The following is a 16,420-nucleotide window of genomic DNA, read 5'->3' as shown; positions in this document are numbered from 1 at the left end:
CCAGTTCGCCCGCCAGATCCGCCCCTCGCCCCGGGGCGAGTTGGAGATCACGGACCTGAACCGGATCTATCTCGAGGAAGGCTCGCTCCAGGTCGAAAGACTGGGCCGGGGCTGCGCGTGGCTCGATGCCGGAATCCCCGAGGCCCTGCTCCAGGCCGGGATGTTCGTGCAGACCATCCAGTCCCGGCAGGGCATGCTGGTCGGCTCGCCGGCCGAGGTGGCCTTCCGCATGGGCTTCATCGACGCCGCCCAGCTGCGCGAGATCGCACGGAGCGTCCTCAAGACCGACCTCGGCCGCCACCTGCACGATGTGGCCGAGACGGCCCAGCCCTCGGCCCCCGTGCCGATCCCGGCATAGGCCCGCGACCGATGGACATCCTGCCCCCTTCCCCCGATGTCCATTCCTCCTGGCCCAGCAGCCGACCGGAGGCGGCGCCGTCCTGGCAGGCAGCACCCAACCCCGCGCGCCGCGCGCCACGGGTCGCGATCCTGCTCTCGACCTTCAACGGCGCCCCCTGGCTCCCGGCCCAGCTGGATTCGATCCTGGCGCAGGACTGGATGCAATGGATCATCCTGTGGCGCGACGACGGATCGACGGACGGCTCCCCGGCCATCATGCACGCATTCCAGAGCGGCCCGGGTGCCGGTCGCTGCCGTGAAATCGATCCGGGCGGCCGGCACCTGGGCATTACCGCCTCCTACCAGAGGCTCCTGCGCGCGGCCCCGCCGGCATCGACCATAGCCTTCGCCGAGCAGGACGATGTCTGGCTGCCCGACAAGCTCGCACGCGGCCTGGCCAGCCTGGCCGACACGGGTACCGACGGCCCCGCGCTCTATTGCAGCCGGCAGATCCTGGTGGATTCGTCCCTGCGCCCCCTCGGCCTGTCCCCGGCCCAGGCCGAACGGCCCAGCCTGCTGGCAGCCCTCACGCAGAACACGGCCAACGGATGCACCGTGATGATGAACGACGCGGCCCGCGCCCTGGCCGCATCCCGCACCCCGCCGGCCGCGCCCGTCGCCCATGACTGGTGGGCCTGCCTGCTGGTCCTGGCCGCCGGCGGCACGGTGCGGGTCGACCCGCACCCGACGATCCTGCATCGCCGCCATCCCGGCACTGTCGAGGCCACGCTCCGCGGGCTGCATCGCGGCCCCGATCGCTTCATGAGGACCTTCCAGCAGAATGTCCGCCAGTTGCTGGCCCTTGACGGCGTCTTGTCCGCCACGGCCCGCAGCGACCTGGCCCGCATCGACGCGGCCCTGAACGGCCGCCGCCGCGACCGCCTGCGACTGCTCAGGACAATGAGCGGCCTCCAGCGCCACCGGCCGGCGGAAAACCTGCTCTTCCGCCTGCGGTTCGTGGCCGGCTAATCCCACCCCGCCTCAAGGAAAGGCTCACCCCAGAAATCTGATAACGAATGGGTTTCCAAAGGGCGTTGCCCTTTGGTGGGTCAAGGGCAACGCCCTTGGCAGACCTCCACCACACATCACCTTCCGGCAAACCGATATCCAAAGCGCCCTACGCCACCGGCCGATCCCGCATATCCGCGGGCCGGATCGACCCCCGCCAGCGGCGCGAGGCCTGCCGCGACACCCATGACCGAATGCGCTCCAGCAGCAGATAGACAACCGGCGTGGTGTACAGCGTCAGAAGCTGGCTCATCAGCAACCCCCCGACCACCGCAATGCCCAGCGGGCGGCGCAGCTCGATCCCGTACCCGCCGCTGAGGATCAGCGGTACCGCGCCGAAGGCAGCGGCCAGCGTCGTCATCAGGATCGGGCGGAAGCGCTTGGCGCAGGCCTCGCGGATCGCCTCCTCGGGCGACATGCTGCCGTCGCGTTCGGCATGCAGCGCGAAATCCACCATCAGGATCGCGTTCTTCTTCACGATGCCCACCAGCAGGATCACGCCGATCATCGCGATCAGCGAGAATTCCTCACCCGTGATCCACAGCGCCAGCACCGCCCCCACCGCCGCCGACGGCAGGGTGGAAAGAATGGTCAGCGGATGCACATAGCTTTCGTACAGGATGCCCAACGTGACATACATCGTCGCCAGCGCGGCCAGGAACACCAGCAATTCGTTGATCAGCGCCGTCTGGAACTGTTCCGCCTGCCCGGTAAAGCCGCCCTGGATCGAGCCCGGCACATGCACCCGCACCATCGCGGCCCGAATTTCCGCCGTGGCTTCGTCCAGCGACCGCCCCTTGGCCAGGTTGAAGGAAATGGCCCCCGAGACGAACCCGTCCCGATGCCCGACCGAAATCGAGGTCGGGCGCTCGGCAATCGCGGCCACCACCGGCAGCGGCACCATCGTCTCGACGCTGGACGACACGGCCGACCCGCTCGATGCCCCGGCACCGCCCGCCAGACGGTTGGCAATGGCATTGCGGAACGATTGCTGGCTCAGCGCCGTGGCCTGCGAGGCCCCGCCGGTATCGGGCGTGGGCACGCGCACGGTGTTGGAGGCCGTACCGCCCCCGGCGGTCCCGCCCGAGGTCGAAACCCGGAACGCCTCCATGATGTCGGGCGACTGCCGATAGGGCGGCGCGACTTCCATGACCACATGATAGGTGGCCAGCGGGGTGGAAATGTTCGAGGCACTGCGCTGGCCATAGGCATCGAACAGCGCCTGGCTGATCAGCTGCGGCGTCACCAGATAGCGCGCTGCGGTATCGCGGGCGATGTCGACATGCGTGGCGACCGCATGGTCGGTCAGGTTGGTGGTGATGTCGGTCATCACCTTGCTGCCCTTCAGGGCCTCGACGATACGCGGCGTCCATTCATAGATCAGCTCGGCATTGTCGCTGCGCAGCACATAGCGATAGGCCCCCTGCTGCTGGCGGCCGCCCCCACCATTGACATCCCCGGCCGAGAACAGCGACAGCCTGACCCCCGCCAGCCCCTTCAGCCGCTCGCGGACGCGGGCGATCATCTCGTCCGGCCCGTCGCCGCGCTCGTGCTTGCCGACCATCTGGGCAAAGGCCTGGCCCTCGACCCGCGTATCGCCCGAGAACGCGGCGACCGATTCCGTATCCTTGTCCGCCATCATCGCGGCACTGACGGCGCGGATCTTCTGGTCCATCTTCTGGAACGACCCGGATTCGTCGCCCCGGAAATAGCCGACGATCAGCGCGACATCCTCCTTGGGGATGATGTTCTTGGGCATCACGACGATAATGCCCACCGTCGCCACCAGGCTCAGCGGCAGGGTGGCCAGGATCAGCCACCGGTGACGCAGCGCCCGATCCAGCGAGCGGACATAGGCGTTCAGGACCCCTTCGAACACCGCCTCGATCCCGTCCGACAGCCGCCGCAGCCCCCGCCGTGCCGCCGAGGCACCGGGGGGCAGCGGCGCACCGTGCGCCACGTCCAGCAGCAGCCCGCACATCATCGGCGTCAGCGTCACCGACAGGAACAGCGAAACCGTGACGGCGGTGGCCAGCGTCATGGCGAATTCGAAGAAGATCTTGCCCGGCGTCCCCGGCATCAGCAGCAACGGCAGAAATACCGCGACCAGGGCGATGGTGATCGACAGCACGGTAAAGGCAATCTCGCCCGAGCCCAGCAGGGCGGCCTCGCGGCGCGACATCCCGTCTTCCATGTGGCGGGCGATGTTCTCCACCACCACGATCGCGTCATCGACCACGAACCCGGTCGCGATCGTCAGCGCCATCAGCGACAGCGTATCCAGCGAAAAGCCCAGCAGGTACATCACCGACAGCGTCCCGGCCAGCGAGATCGGCACCGTCACCGCCGGGATCAGGGTCGAGCGCGGCGCCCGCAGGAATACCAGCACCACCCCCACCACCAGCAGCACCGAAATCAGCAGCGTAAGCTGCGTATCGGCCAGCGAGGCGCGGATGGTAATCGACCGGTCCATGCCCGGCGTCAGCGTCACGCCAGAGGGCAGGGCCGCCTGCATGCTCGGGATCCGGGCCCGGATCTCATCCATCACATGGATGACATTGGCGCCGGGCTGCGGCCGGACCACGGCCATGACCGCCCGATGCCCGCTGAAATAGCCCGTCTGCCGCTCATCCTCCACCCCGTCGACGACCGAGGCGACATCGGCCAGCCGCACCGGCCGCCCCGACCGGTAGCCCACGATCAGGTCGCGATATTCCGCCGCATGCCGCGCCTGGTCGTTGGTCGCGATCGTGTAGCGCTGCGGCCCGACATCGACATAGCCCTTGGGCGTGTTGGCATTGGCCGAAGCCAGGGCCGAGCGGATATCCTCGAAGCCGATCCCGTATTTGAACAGCGGATAGGGGTTCATCTCCACCCGCACGGCGGGCGCCGAACTGCCGGCGATCTCGATCCAGCCCACGCCCTTGATCTGCGACAGCATGGGCTGCAGATGCGTCTTCATCACGTCGTACAGCTCGGCCATCGGCCGGCTGTCCGACGTCAGCGCCATGATCATGATCGGATTGTCGGCCGGATTGGCCTTCCAGTATTGCGGCACCATCTGCAGGGTGGTGGGCATGTCCTGCGTCGCCGCACGCAGCGCCGCCTGCACGTCATTGGCCGCACCGTCGATGTTGCGGCTGTCGTCGAAGGTCAGCAGGATGAAGGCGGTGCTGTCGGTCGAATCCGATTCGATCGAGCTGATGCCGGAAATCTGGCCCAGCCGCCGCTCCAGCGGCGTGGTGACCGAGGTCGCCATCTGCTGCGGCGAAGCCCCGGGCTGGGTGGCCACGACATAGATGACCGGGACCGAAATGTTCGGCAGGTCCCCGACCGGCAGCGCGCGGTAGGCGAACAGGCCCGCAAGCACCAGCGCGATCGCAATCAGCGTCGTCGTCACCGGGCGCAGAATAAAAGGACGGCAAGGGTTCATACGGGAATGCGCATAGCGGATGACAGCGGCCGGTGCATCAGCTTTCCATCCCGCGCGGGCGCGCCCCACCCCGGCCGTACCACAGCGCCGCGACGAAGAATCCGACATAATAGCCGATATCCGCGCCCCCCAGCCATCGGGCGACGGGTCCGGTATAGATCTGGCTGGTCGAGAAGAGCAAAATGGTCACCACCGAAACGATCATGAAGATCGTCGCCCCCCGCGTCCAGCCCGAAGGGACCGGATGCACCGTCCGGTCGCCGAAATACCAGTCCGCCAGCACGATGCCGATCCACGGCGCGATCCAGTACATCGTCACCACCAGATAGTCCGTGTACAGCGCCGCGTACCGCCCGGCGCCGGCCACCGCCAGCCCATAGCCCAGCAGCGCGGTCACGATCGCGGCCAGCACGCGGGGAATATGCACGCCGGCCGAAATCAGGCTGTAGCTGGCGGTATTGTCGTTGAAGGCATTGCCGGTGATCGACGACAGGGCAATGACGGCCAGCACCATCGGCCCCAGCGGCCCCGCCGCATGCTGCAGGCTCGCGATCACCGCCGTCGGCGACGGCTCGGCAATGCTGGCAGCCGTCAGCAGGCCCAGGATCTGGAACGGCACGGCCGACCCCAGCAGCCCGGCCAGAGCCAGCCACACCACCCGCCCCGGCGCGGTATCGGCCGGCAGGTAGCGCGTATAATCCGAGGAATAGGACGCCCAGGACAGGTTGAAACTGGCCAGGATCGCCACCGCCAGCAGCATGGTCGCCACCGAGGGCGCGTGCGCCACATGCGGCAGCGCCACCCCGTGCCGGACCGATTGCAGCCCGATGACCGCAAAGGCCGCCAGCAGCGCGGCACCCAGATATTTCTGCAATGCCTGCACCATGTCGTGGCCATAGATGCTGGCCACCATCTGCGCCGCGGCCAGCACCCCCAGCGCCAGCCAGAAGGGCGGCGCTCCCCCGGCGACGATCGACAGGAACGCGATCAGCGCGGTGGCGGCGGGCACGTTGTTCACCGCATCCCAGCCGACGCAATAGATCCAGTTGAGAAAGGCCGGCGGCCGCACACCCAGCCGCCCCAGCGCCCGACGCGAGGCCTCCATCTGCGTCAGCCCCGTGGGCGGCCCGATCGCGGCGGCCAGCGCCACCGGCAGCGCCCCCACCACATTGCCGATCACGATCGCCAGCAGCCCGAAGCGAAAATCCAGCCCCAGCGAGACCAGCAGCGCCCCCGTCACCCAGCCGCCGGGCCCCAGGTTGGGCGAAAAATGGCTCCAGAACACGCGGTCGATGGCCATGGTCTTGCGCTCGGCGGCAACCGGGCGCGACACGGCGGCGGCGCCAAGCTCCTCCATGGCAGGCGGACGCAGAAAGGACATCGGCAACAGCCCGGACCCCTGATCATGATGAAGCCGAAGCGATCGTGGCGTGAACCCACCCCGCTGGCAAGCCGTCCCGCAAGGGCCGTTTCAGGACGACATGCCGCCTGTCTCGGGCATCGATCCGGCACGGCCGGCCGGCTGCCGGTCGTAGTAGAGTTCGGCCCAGCGCGGGGGCAGCAGGTCCATCAGCCGCGACCCCGCCACCAGCCACCACGGAAAGACGATCCGCCGCCGCCCGGCCGCGACTCCGCGCAGGATCGCGGCGGCGGCGGCATCGACCTCGGTCAGCCCGGGCATGGGAAAATTATTGGCCGCCACCATCGGCGTGCGGACAAAGCCGCAGCAGACGCTGGACAGCAGAATGCCGTCCCGCGCCGTATTGCCCCCCGTCGCGACCATGAACCGGTCCACCGCCGCCTTCGACGCGCAATAGGACGGCGTGCCGGGAAACGCGACCAGCCCGGCGACCGAGGCAATGGCGCAGATCCGCCCCCGCACCCCCCGCCCGTCCCGCGCCTGCCCGCCCATCACGTCCAGAGCAGGCAGCACGGTGTTGACCACGCCCCCCAGGTTCACATCCAGCACCCGCCGCACCTGCCCCGCATCCTCCCGCGGCGCCCCGGCCTCACGGCACGCGGTCGAGGCCGTGATCCCGGCGCAGGCAAACACCAGGTCCAGCGGACCGGCCCCCCCGACCCAGGCCGCCATGCCTTCCGCGTCCCGCACGTCCTGGCGCCGGGTCGACACCCGCGCCCCCCGCGCGACACACGCTTGCGCCGAAGCCTCCAGCCGCGCCGGATCCCGGCCTCCCAGATGCAGTACGACCCCGGGGGCCGCCAGATGCAGGGCGATTGCCCGCCCGATGCCCGACGAAGCGCCGGTGATCAGAATCATGTCCCGTTTCATATTCGCCAGAATAGAGACTGCCTGATAAAAGACCGCAAATCCGTGCCGGGGCGGCGCGGAACGCTACGGGAACGGACCAGGATCGAGAGGGAAATGCCGACGATGACGCCCAGCAGGGAACGACATGGCCCGTCCGCCCGGCCGCAGGTGGCGCGACGCGGCGTCTGCCTGGTGATCTCGGCCCCCTCGGGCGCGGGAAAATCGACCATCGCCAACGCCCTGCGCGCGGCCGAGCCCCAGTTGCTGCACTCGGTATCGGTCACCACCCGCCAGCCCCGCCCGGGCGAGACCGACGGCGTGCATTACCATTTCCGCACCATGGAACAGTTCGAGCAGATGGCGGCGACCGGCGAGCTGCTGGAATGGGCCACCGTGTTCGGCCGGGGCTACGGCACCCCGCGCGGCCCGGTCGAGGCCGCCCTGGCCGAAGGGCGCGACATGGTCTTCGATATCGACTGGCAGGGCCATCGCCAGATCCGCACGGCGCTGCCCCACGACGTGATCAGCCTGTTCGTCCTCCCCCCCTCGCTGGCGGAACTGGAACGCCGCCTGCGCGGCCGCGCATCCGACCATGCCGAGGAAATCGCCCGCCGCATGACGGCGGCCCGCGACGAAATCGCCCACTGGCAGGAATTCGACCACGTCATCGTCAATTCCGACCTGGACCAGGCGATTGCCGAGGCCCGGTCGATTCTGGTGGCGGCCCGCCTCCAGACGGCCCGCCAGAAGGGCCTGCCCGGCTTCATCGCCGGATTCGACGCCTGATCCCGGCCGGACACGCGCACCGATCGCGATCCGGCGCGCGTTTCCAGCCCGGCCCTGCCATGCGTCGCGGGCATCACGGCACCGACTGGCCCCTGTGTCGTTGCCCCACGGTCTGCTAGGATGAGACGGTGAACCAGATCGATACACCCCAGGCCGATTCCCAGACCAGGGACGGCTCCCTGCTGGGCCTGACCCAGCGCCAGCCCCCCGCCAACATGCAGGCGGAACAGGCCCTGCTGGGCGCGCTGCTGACCAATAACCGCGCCTACGAACGGGTATCGGACTTCCTGACCGGCGCGCATTTCGCCGACGCGGTAAACGGCCGGATCTACGACGCCATCGCCCGGCGGATCGAGGCCGGGCAACTGGCCGACCCGGTCACCCTGCGCGGCGAGTTCGAACATTCCGGCGTGCTGGAGCCGGTCGGCGGCATGGCCTACCTGGCCCGCCTGCTCACGGCGATGGTCGGCATCATCAATGCCGGCGATTACGGCCGGGTGATCCACGATGCCTGGGTGCGCCGCCAGCTGATCGAAATCGGCGAGGACGTGGTCAACAACGCCTTCGGCGCCCGTCCGGAACTGGACGGCGTCGACCAGATCGCGGCGGGCGAAGAGGCCCTGTTCCGCCTGGCCACCGACAAGGGGCAGGATGGCGGCTTCACCAGCTTCGACCGCGCCCTGGCCGACGCGCTGGACGTGGCGGAGAAAGCCTTCCACCGCACCGGCGACGTGGTGGGCCTGACGACCGGCTTGCGCGACCTGGACAAGAAGACCGGCGGCCTCCACCCGTCCGACCTGCTGATCCTGGCCGGCCGCCCCGCCATGGGCAAGACGGCCCTGGCCACCAAGATCGCCTTCAGCGCCGCCCGCGCCCTGATGCGCGAGGCCCTGGACGCCCCCCCGGGTACCCAGGCCAAGGGGTCGGTGGCGATCTTCTCGCTGGAAATGTCGGCCGAGCAGCTGGCCACCCGTATCCTGTCGGAACAGGCCAGCGTGTCGGGCGAACGCATCCGCCGGGGCGAGATCGGGCAGAGGGAATTCGACCGCTTCGTCCAGGTCACGCGCGAACTGGCGCAGTTGCCGCTGCATATCGACGACACGCCCGCCATCTCGCTGTCGGCAATGCGCACGCGCTGCCGCCGGCTGGCCCGCACCAAGGGGCTGAGCCTGGTGGTGGTCGACTACCTGCAACTGATGCGCCCGTCGGTGGGCACGCGGCCCGAAAGCCGGGTGCTGGAAATTTCCATGATCACCCAGGGACTGAAGGCGATCGCCAAGGAACTGAGCGTGCCGGTCATCGCCCTGTCCCAGCTCTCGCGCCAAGTCGAAAGCCGCGAGGACAAGCGGCCGATGCTGTCGGACCTGCGAGAATCCGGCTCGATCGAACAGGACGCCGACGCGGTGATGTTCGTCTATCGCGACCAGTATTACCTGCAACAGCGCCAGCCCAAGGAAACCGCTTACGATTCGACCGAGAAATACCAGACGGCGCTGGAAGACTGGCAGCGCAAGATGGACCTCGCGCACAACCGGGCCGAACTGATCCTGGAAAAGCAGCGTCACGGCCCCACCGGCACCGTGCACCTGTTCTTCGAGGGCGAATTCACCCGCTTCGGCGACCTGGACCTGGTCCACGAGGGCGGATACCCGCCTTCGTAACCATCAGGTTCCACACCCCAATATTCGCAAGCCAAAACCCACCGGAACCCTCGTGCGAACCGTCACCATGCCCCTGGCATGGTTTTCGCTGCCGGTCGCGCTGACGGTTCCGTTCCGCCACATTCTCTCGCGCCCTGCCGTCATCGGCAGGCTCGACCGCCTGAGCGGCGGCATCTTCATGGGCTTCGGCCTCACGCTCGCCTTGGCCGACAGGCACTGAAGGCGCAAGAACCCCACTATTCCTTGCCGCCCCCGGGACGCATCACGGCCCCCAGAGCAGCGACAACGCCAGCCATCGTATAGGGTTTCGCAAGCACCGGCACATCTGGAAACGCCGAAATCGCCGACGATGCCGATCCATAGCCGGTGGCGAACAGGAATGGAATGCCGCGTCCGGACAGCGCCCGCGCGACGGGCAGGGAACTCTCTCCCGCGATATTGACGTCGAGGATGGCCACATCAACCGAGTGAGCCTCCAGAATATCGAACGCGGCCTGAAGCGTGGACGCGATATGGACGCGGGCGCCATGTTCCATGCCCAGCACGTCTTCAAGTTCCATCGCGATGATGAACTCGTCTTCCAGGACAAGGATGGTTCGGTCTTTCAAGATCGCGGGCCCCGCTTCTTCGTTCTGCTGCTCGGCAGAAGAAAGACCGTCGGCGTGCAGATGTTCCACGATGGCGGCGAACGGAAAGCAAATATCCAGCCTCATCCCATCCGGGTCGAAATGACGGGCGGCGGTTCCCTTGAGGTCATGAACAACGGCCCGGTCGATCAGCAGGCTGCCGAACCCCGATCGTCCGGGCGGCCGGACAGGCGGCCCGCCCCGTTCCTGCCAGCGGATCGCACAGGTGTCGGAAAACCGGTCATGCTGCCATGTCACGGCCACGCAACCGTCCGCAACCGACAGGGCACCGTATTTGACGGCATTGGTGGCAAGTTCGTGAAACAGGAGCGCCAGGAAGGTCAGCGCCCGCCCGCTCAACCGAATATCGGGACCGACGAGCGAAACCCGGTTCGTGCCCGTGCGATAGGGGGCGAGTTCGATGGCCAGCAGATCGTGCAGCAGGATTCCGGCCTTGCCGCTGACGGCAAGATCATGCGCATTGGCAAAGGCATGAATCCGCTTCCCGATCATGTCGCGATAGCTCGCTGCGGTGTCATGCGCATCCGGCGGGCGCGAGGTCAGGGAACGGATGACCGCCAGAATATTCCTGACACGATGGTTCAGTTCGTCGTTCAGCATGCGCTGCATGGCTTCCGCCTGCGTGCGTTCCAGCAACTTCTGCTGGCTGGCACGGGCGACGATTTCCATCAGCGCGGACCGGTACTGGCCCGCAAGTTCCAGGTCGTCCGTCGTCCACCGGGCAGAACGGCCGCGCACCTCTTCCGTCCCGATCTCCAGGCCGCCGCGTGCGGCCCCCCAGTGAATGGCCTGGACGCTCTCCCGACGAAACAGGATCAGGCAATCGTCATGCCCCGGCCACACGGGGATGATCAGCGCGCCGCACAGATCGGGCACCGACGGGACAAAGCCCGCACAGTCGCCGGTCAGGCAATCGGTAGACCAGATCTGCTGCGTCACGGTCGCCCCGGTATGGTCCAGCAGCAGCCGGACATCGGATTCCGGCAGGGCCAGCCCCGACGCGTGCCATTTCTGCTCCGTCCACAGCCCGCCGCCGTCACAGGACACAAGCTCCAGCAGTTCCGGCAGGCGGCCATGGATGTAATGGCCCAGTCCCGCGGTGCCCGAGGCATCCCTGATAACGCGCGAAAAGAACAGATGCGCATCGCGGGCAAGGCGCAGCCTGCGCGACCGGTTAAGACCCATGATCTGCAAGGCTATGAATTCACCAAGAATTTTCGCAGCAATCCGCTCCGCCATGAACAGAAGGCGCGGACTGTAATGATGGAACGCAATCAGCCCCCACAGGGCTCCATCGACGATCAGCGAAATGGACATGGAGGCACAGACCCCCATCCTGGCCAGATATTCGCCATGGAGAGGCGAGACGGCACGCAGATGCATGAACGACAGGTTCAGCGGCGCCAGCCCGGGCCCATCGATCAGCGGCACCCGCCGCGAGGGGGTCTCGCCGACGACACGGATCAGCAGGCGCCGATAGAGCGTCCGCGCCTGGACGGGAATGTGGCTGGGGGAGAAAAACTGCCCCAGCAGGCTCTCCAGCCCCTCCTTCCGGTCGTCGGCGACAATCTGCCCCGACCAGTCGGGCGCGAAGCGGTAGATCATGACGCGGTCATAGCCGAACGCCTGGCGAAGCGCCGAGGCCGCGCTCGCCAGCAGGGTTCCGGCATCCACGGGGTCGCGCAGCCATTCGAGGACCATGCGCTGCTGCGCGGCCAGATGCGCATGCAGCCGCGCCGGCGTCGGCGCTTCGAACTCGATGACGATTTCGTCTCCCGTGCGGTGCACGGTCACATCCCTGCGCAGTCCCCCGATCAGCGCGACATCGAAGCAGATGCCCGGCCGGCCGGCATGCTCGCGCAGAGGCAGGCCAAGAATCGTGGCCGCCGCCCCGCCGACGCACTCCCCGATGGGCATGCCGATCCGCAGCAGGGGCAGGTTCAGGCTGACGGCCGCGTTTTCAGAGAACCGGGTCAGGCAATGTCCAGGCTCCGAAAACGCCAGCAGACACCCGTTGGGCTGAATGCCGGCGGGAACAGGCACGGGCGCGCGATCACCCCGCGCCACGCCGCCGTCAACCGTTGCCATGAAACACGTACGACGTCCCCCCGGCAGATGGGCAGGACGGAATCGACGACCCGGGTCGCGGTTCGCCCTCCCCCCGCTCGGGCGCCCTGTCACCCTTCATATGGACACCGCCCTCCCCGTCGCCACCACCCCGGCACCCCCCTGATACCTCCCTCATGGCACCCCTTACAGACCCACGCCCATCCGCCCGGCAAACCACACGGTCAGCCCGTAGAGCAGCACCGTCACCCCGCATCCAAGGGCCAATGCACCATAGAAAGGGACACCGTGCCGCATCACCCACGGGATCAGCAGAAACATCGGCAAGGACGGGATGACATACCAGAAGGTGGCACCGACATGGGCTTCCATGCGCACCGGGTCCCGGGTCTCCTGCCAAAGCCAGAGCATGCCCAATATCGAAATCAGTGGAAGGGACGCGATCAGGGCACCGAAGCCCGGATAACGGCGCGCCACCGTGGAAACCACGGCAATGATGATGCCCGACAGCGCCGCCTTGAACACGAAGAACATGGGACCAGCCTCTTCCACAGCCTCACGCACGCCGCGCCCGTTTCAGGGCACAAGCCTGTCATGAGACCGGCAAGATCCACAAGCATCCATCCCTCGGAAACCGAGAGTCAGACATCCTGATTTTCTGGAAAAATGGCGCACCCGAAAGGACTCGAACCTCTAACCCCCAGATTCGTAGTCTGGTGCTCTATCCAATTGAGCTACGGGTGCGTCGTGGGGCGCTGTTTAACCGAGAGATCGGGAAACGACAACCCCCTTCAGGCGATTTTTTTCATCTCCATGACAACAGGCCGGCGTGCCAGAGTGACCCTCATCTCCGATGCCGGGGATTACGCAACGACGAGGGGGAAGCATGGCCGATCGGGTACGGAAAAACGGCATGCGCGCGGGCATAGGCATGGTCGGAGCGGCGTCGTTGCTGCTGGGGCTTCTGGCCCTGCCGCAGAAAGCCGGCGCATGGGGTGTCGAAGGCCATCAGGTGGTCGCGGCCCTGGCCTGGGATTACCTGACACCCGCCAGCCGGCACGCGCTCGATGCGATCCTGGCCAGCGACCATGACACGACCACAAGGCCGGACCTGATGTCCCGCGCGGTGTGGGCGGATGTCTGGCGCCGCACGCACCCCGAGACCGGGGAGTGGCATTTCGTCGATATCGAAATCGACCATCCCGACCTGCCATCGGCCTGCCATGGCTTTCCCGCCTCATCGGTGCCCGCCAGCGCGGGGCCGGCACAAGATTGCGTCATCGACCGCCTGGACGCCTTCGCGCATGAACTCGCCGACCCGGCGACCAGCCCGGACGAACGCGCGCTGGCGCTGAAATATGTCGTCCATTTCGTGGCGGACATGCACCAGCCGCTGCACGCCGCCGATCATCACGACAAAGGCGGCAACTGCGTGCGCCTGGCACTGGGCGGCCCGCGCACCGTCAACCTGCACAGCTACTGGGACACGGTGGCGGTATCCGAAGTCGATCCCGACGCACAACACCTGGCCACGCGGCTGTTCCATGAAATCACCGTCGACCAGAAACAGGAATGGGAACAGGGGGACCCGACGGCGTGGGTCCAGCAGAGTTTTGAACTGGCCCGCGCGGATGCGTACAGCATCGGCTCGCCCCCGGGATGCCGGCAGGATGCCGCGCCCATGGCCCTGCCCCCGGGATATGACGCAATGGCGCGCGGTGTGGTCACCGAACAGCTGAAAAAGGCGGGCGTCCGCCTGGCCCTGCTGCTCAATCGCGCACTGGACCCTTCCACGGTCCCTGTCGCCCATTAAAGCGGAAACGTGAGCCGCCCTTTCCCAGCCACACGATGCGTCACAGAAGGGCGCGCAGGGCCGCACCCATGGAATTTTCGCTGTCACGGGCCGGCGGGGTGCGATGATAGACGGCACTGGCCCGTGCGGCCGGAATGCCGTCTACCGTCACCAGCCCCTGCGTGAAAACCAGGCTGCGGGTGATGCGGAGCGTATCCGCCTGCAAATCGGCCCAGGCGCCCAATGCCACCGGCGCCATGAAATCCATCGTCAACGATACGGTGGGCAGGAAATCGTCGCGCAGATCTTCGCGATAGACGGCCGCCAGCGCCAGGAAGACATCGCACACGGTCGCCAGCTTGCCGCCATGGCAGAAACCCGCCCGATTGCAGCACGCGGCGGTCACGCGAAAACCGCCGATCAGCGCGCCCGCTTCCTGCGCGACGAGAAAGCCGCCGCTGGCAAGATTGAAACCGCTGACGAGGGATTCCGGCAGGGGAACGAAGCCGGGCGGAGGCGGCAGGGAAGCCATCGGACATTCTCCGTCGAAAAAGAGGGGATATGAGGTCGGGACATCGGCCGTCAGGGCGCCTGGAGGGCGCGGGCGGCTTCGGTCGCGACATCGTGACGCAGGCGCACGATGCTGTGACCGCCCGACGGATGCACCCTGTTGGTCAGGATCAGCACGAAACTGTCGCTGTCCTGGTCCATCCATAGCGAAGTGCCTGTAAAACCTGTGTGACCGAACGAGCCCACGGGAAATATATCGCCGCGAGGCGAGGAATAATGGGTGCGGATATCCCAGCCGAGCCCCCGCAGATCGTCCTTGCCCAGGGGCTGCTGGGGGGTGGTCATCAGGAGAAGGGTCTCGGGTTTCAGGGGAAAGGCGCTGGGGCGGCCGGCGCGGCGGTCCAGCAGGGCCTGGGCGTAGATCGTCATGTCGGCGGCGTTGGAAAACAGCCCGGCATGACCCGCCACGCCGCCCATGCGGCGGGCCGTGGGGTCATGGACGATACCGCGCAGCATCACCCCATGCTCGTCGAACTGGGTGGGGGCAATGGTGGGGTACCAGGAGGTGGGCGGGAGGAAGCGCGAGTGGTCCATGCCCAGCGGAGAGAGGATGTTGGTGTGCGCGTACTGGGCGAGGCTCTGGTGCGACAGGTGCTCGACCAGCAGCCCCAGCGTGATGAAATTGATGTCGCTGTAGACGAAGCGCTCGCCGGCCGGATGGTCGGGGCGGGTGTCCATGACGCGGCGCACCGCTTCCGGCTTGCCCTGCCACGGCGTGGACAGGTCCAGGTCGGGCGGCAGGCCCGAATAATGGGTCAGCAGGTGGCGGATGGTGATGGCTGCCTTGCCGGCATGCGCGAAATCCGGAAGGTAGCGGCAGACCGGATCGTCCAGCCTGAAGGCTCCGGCCTCGAAGAACTGCATGACGGCGACGCTGGTCACTACCGGCTTGGTCAGCGATGCCATGTCGAAGAGAGTCGCCTCGTCCAGCGGTTCGGCCTGCGGGACCAGGGCGCGTTGCCCATAGGCGCGATGATGCACGACCATTCCGCGATGGGCGACCACCACCACGGCGCCGGGGGTCTGGCCCGCCGCGATCGCGCGGTCCACCAGTCGGTCGACCGCGGCGAAGCGCCTGGGTGGCGGGCTGGCGCACCCCGCGGCCAGCCCTGCCCCGCCGGCGGCCAGCATGGTCCGCAGGATCGTCCGTCGTCCGGAATGTCTCATCGTCTCGGCATGCTCCCATCCGCCAGCAGGTTAGCGGGCCGGAGAGCGGTCGGGAACTCTCGGCCGTCATCGGGGTTTCTTGAGTAATATCAATCCGTGAAGGAGGCTTCCATGGACCAGGCACATTTTCCCGCATCCGGCGTGTCCCGCGCCGTGCTGCTGACCGTCGCGATGCTGGGCCTGTCGGCCGGACTGTCGGCCTGCAACACGGTGCGCGGCGCCGGGCAGGATGTCAGTTCGGTCGGGCATGACGTGTCACGGGGGGCCAATGCGTCGCAGAATGCCATCACCCGCTCGACCAACGCATCGCCGCGATAACCGGCCCGCACCTGTGGCCGGTGGGGTGCCTCTTGCATTCCCGCCGGCCCTTGCCCAATATTGCTGATATGCCGGCTGCTGTAGCCGGCTGAACTGACGTTCTCGGGGCGGGGTGAAAATCCCCACCGGCGGTAATTGCGCCCGGCCAGCGTGCCGGCCGCGCATAAGCCCGCGAGCGCCCACTTGGCCTTGTGTCGGGTGGGGTCAGCAGACCCGGTGTGATTCCGGGGCCGACGGTCATAGTCCGGATGAGAGAGAACGATGTCCGCAAGGCGCGCCATTTCGTGGCGCGTCGTCGGGCTG

The 16,420-nt window shown here is 67.2% G+C and carries 14 protein-coding genes, 1 tRNA gene and 1 riboswitch; of the genes, 7 read left to right on the top strand and 8 right to left on the bottom strand.

Translation table 11 applies throughout. The features are described 5' to 3' along the window. On the top strand, positions 1 to 358 hold a 358-nt coding region (locus HLH27_RS04400; protein ID WP_246375426.1), incomplete at its 5' end, for a sugar phosphate nucleotidyltransferase. Between the two features lie 11 nt (positions 359 to 369). Further along, the gene (locus tag HLH27_RS04395) at positions 370 to 1,368 is read left to right on the top strand and encodes a glycosyltransferase (protein ID WP_182948091.1); all 999 of its coding nucleotides are present in this window, start codon (positions 370 to 372) and stop codon (positions 1,366 to 1,368) included. Between the two features lie 148 nt (positions 1,369 to 1,516). On the opposite strand, the gene HLH27_RS04390 is transcribed toward HLH27_RS04395, so the two are convergent. The 3 genes from HLH27_RS04390 to HLH27_RS04380 form a co-directional block, all read right to left on the bottom strand. Further along, positions 1,517 to 4,840, bottom strand: coding sequence for an efflux RND transporter permease subunit (locus HLH27_RS04390; RefSeq protein WP_182948089.1), 3,324 nt, complete (start codon positions 4,838 to 4,840; stop codon positions 1,517 to 1,519). A 37-nt stretch (positions 4,841 to 4,877) separates the two neighbouring features. Further along, entirely contained in the window at positions 4,878 to 6,221 is a 1,344-nt protein-coding gene (locus HLH27_RS04385; protein WP_246375424.1) for a purine-cytosine permease family protein, read from the bottom strand. A 90-nt stretch (positions 6,222 to 6,311) separates the two neighbouring features. Then, complete coding sequence (locus HLH27_RS04380) at positions 6,312 to 7,130, bottom strand: SDR family NAD(P)-dependent oxidoreductase (RefSeq protein WP_182948087.1); 819 nt, start codon at positions 7,128 to 7,130, stop codon at positions 6,312 to 6,314. 102 nt (positions 7,131 to 7,232) lie between these two features. Between HLH27_RS04380 and gmk the strand changes: the two genes are divergently transcribed. From gmk to HLH27_RS04365, 3 genes are all read left to right on the top strand, one after another. Beyond that, a complete protein-coding gene (gene gmk, locus HLH27_RS04375; RefSeq protein WP_182948085.1) occupies positions 7,233 to 7,895 on the top strand; it encodes a guanylate kinase in 663 nt (220 codons plus the stop codon). A gap of 137 nt (positions 7,896 to 8,032) precedes the next feature. Beyond that, complete coding sequence (locus HLH27_RS04370; protein ID WP_408870786.1) at positions 8,033 to 9,556, top strand: replicative DNA helicase; 1,524 nt, start codon at positions 8,033 to 8,035, stop codon at positions 9,554 to 9,556. Between the two features lie 52 nt (positions 9,557 to 9,608). Next, positions 9,609 to 9,776 carry a hypothetical protein gene (locus HLH27_RS04365; RefSeq protein ID WP_182948082.1) on the top strand — a complete coding sequence of 56 codons (168 nt, stop codon included), beginning with the start codon at positions 9,609 to 9,611 and terminating at the stop codon, positions 9,774 to 9,776. Positions 9,777 to 9,792: 16 nt separating this feature from the next. On the opposite strand, the gene HLH27_RS04360 is transcribed toward HLH27_RS04365, so the two are convergent. From HLH27_RS04360 to HLH27_RS04350, 3 genes are all read right to left on the bottom strand, one after another. Beyond that, the gene (locus HLH27_RS04360; protein ID WP_182948080.1) at positions 9,793 to 12,291 is read right to left on the bottom strand and encodes an HWE histidine kinase domain-containing protein; all 2,499 of its coding nucleotides are present in this window, start codon (positions 12,289 to 12,291) and stop codon (positions 9,793 to 9,795) included. A gap of 165 nt (positions 12,292 to 12,456) precedes the next feature. Next, entirely contained in the window at positions 12,457 to 12,804 is a 348-nt protein-coding gene (locus tag HLH27_RS04355; protein ID WP_182948078.1) for a DUF3147 family protein, read from the bottom strand. A 133-nt stretch (positions 12,805 to 12,937) separates the two neighbouring features. Then, a tRNA-Arg gene (locus HLH27_RS04350) sits at positions 12,938 to 13,014 on the bottom strand. 169 nt (positions 13,015 to 13,183) lie between these two features. Between HLH27_RS04350 and HLH27_RS04345 the strand changes: the two genes are divergently transcribed. Beyond that, the gene (locus HLH27_RS04345) at positions 13,184 to 14,083 is read left to right on the top strand and encodes a S1/P1 nuclease (RefSeq protein ID WP_182948076.1); all 900 of its coding nucleotides are present in this window, start codon (positions 13,184 to 13,186) and stop codon (positions 14,081 to 14,083) included. A 40-nt stretch (positions 14,084 to 14,123) separates the two neighbouring features. Here the strand turns inward: HLH27_RS04345 and HLH27_RS04340 are convergent, their stop codons facing one another. Both HLH27_RS04340 and HLH27_RS04335 read right to left on the bottom strand, forming a co-directional pair. Next, positions 14,124 to 14,594, bottom strand: coding sequence for a PaaI family thioesterase (locus HLH27_RS04340; RefSeq protein WP_182948074.1), 471 nt, complete (start codon positions 14,592 to 14,594; stop codon positions 14,124 to 14,126). A gap of 50 nt (positions 14,595 to 14,644) precedes the next feature. Further along, a complete protein-coding gene (locus HLH27_RS04335; protein ID WP_182948072.1) occupies positions 14,645 to 15,799 on the bottom strand; it encodes a serine hydrolase domain-containing protein in 1,155 nt (384 codons plus the stop codon). A 111-nt stretch (positions 15,800 to 15,910) separates the two neighbouring features. Here HLH27_RS04335 and HLH27_RS04330 point away from each other — a divergent pair, with 111 nt between their 5' ends. Then, the gene (locus HLH27_RS04330) at positions 15,911 to 16,117 is read left to right on the top strand and encodes an entericidin A/B family lipoprotein (protein ID WP_182948071.1); all 207 of its coding nucleotides are present in this window, start codon (positions 15,911 to 15,913) and stop codon (positions 16,115 to 16,117) included. Positions 16,118 to 16,211: 94 nt separating this feature from the next. Next, positions 16,212 to 16,381, top strand: a riboswitch (FMN riboswitch). The last annotated feature ends 39 nt before the right edge of the window (positions 16,382 to 16,420 follow it).

Origin of the sequence: Gluconacetobacter takamatsuzukensis (assembly GCF_014174275.1) — a bacterium.
In the GTDB taxonomy this organism is placed as follows: domain Bacteria; phylum Pseudomonadota; class Alphaproteobacteria; order Acetobacterales; family Acetobacteraceae; genus Gluconacetobacter; species Gluconacetobacter takamatsuzukensis.
Note: the sequence above shows the minus strand (reverse complement) of the source record. Positions and strands in the feature narration are given on the sequence as shown.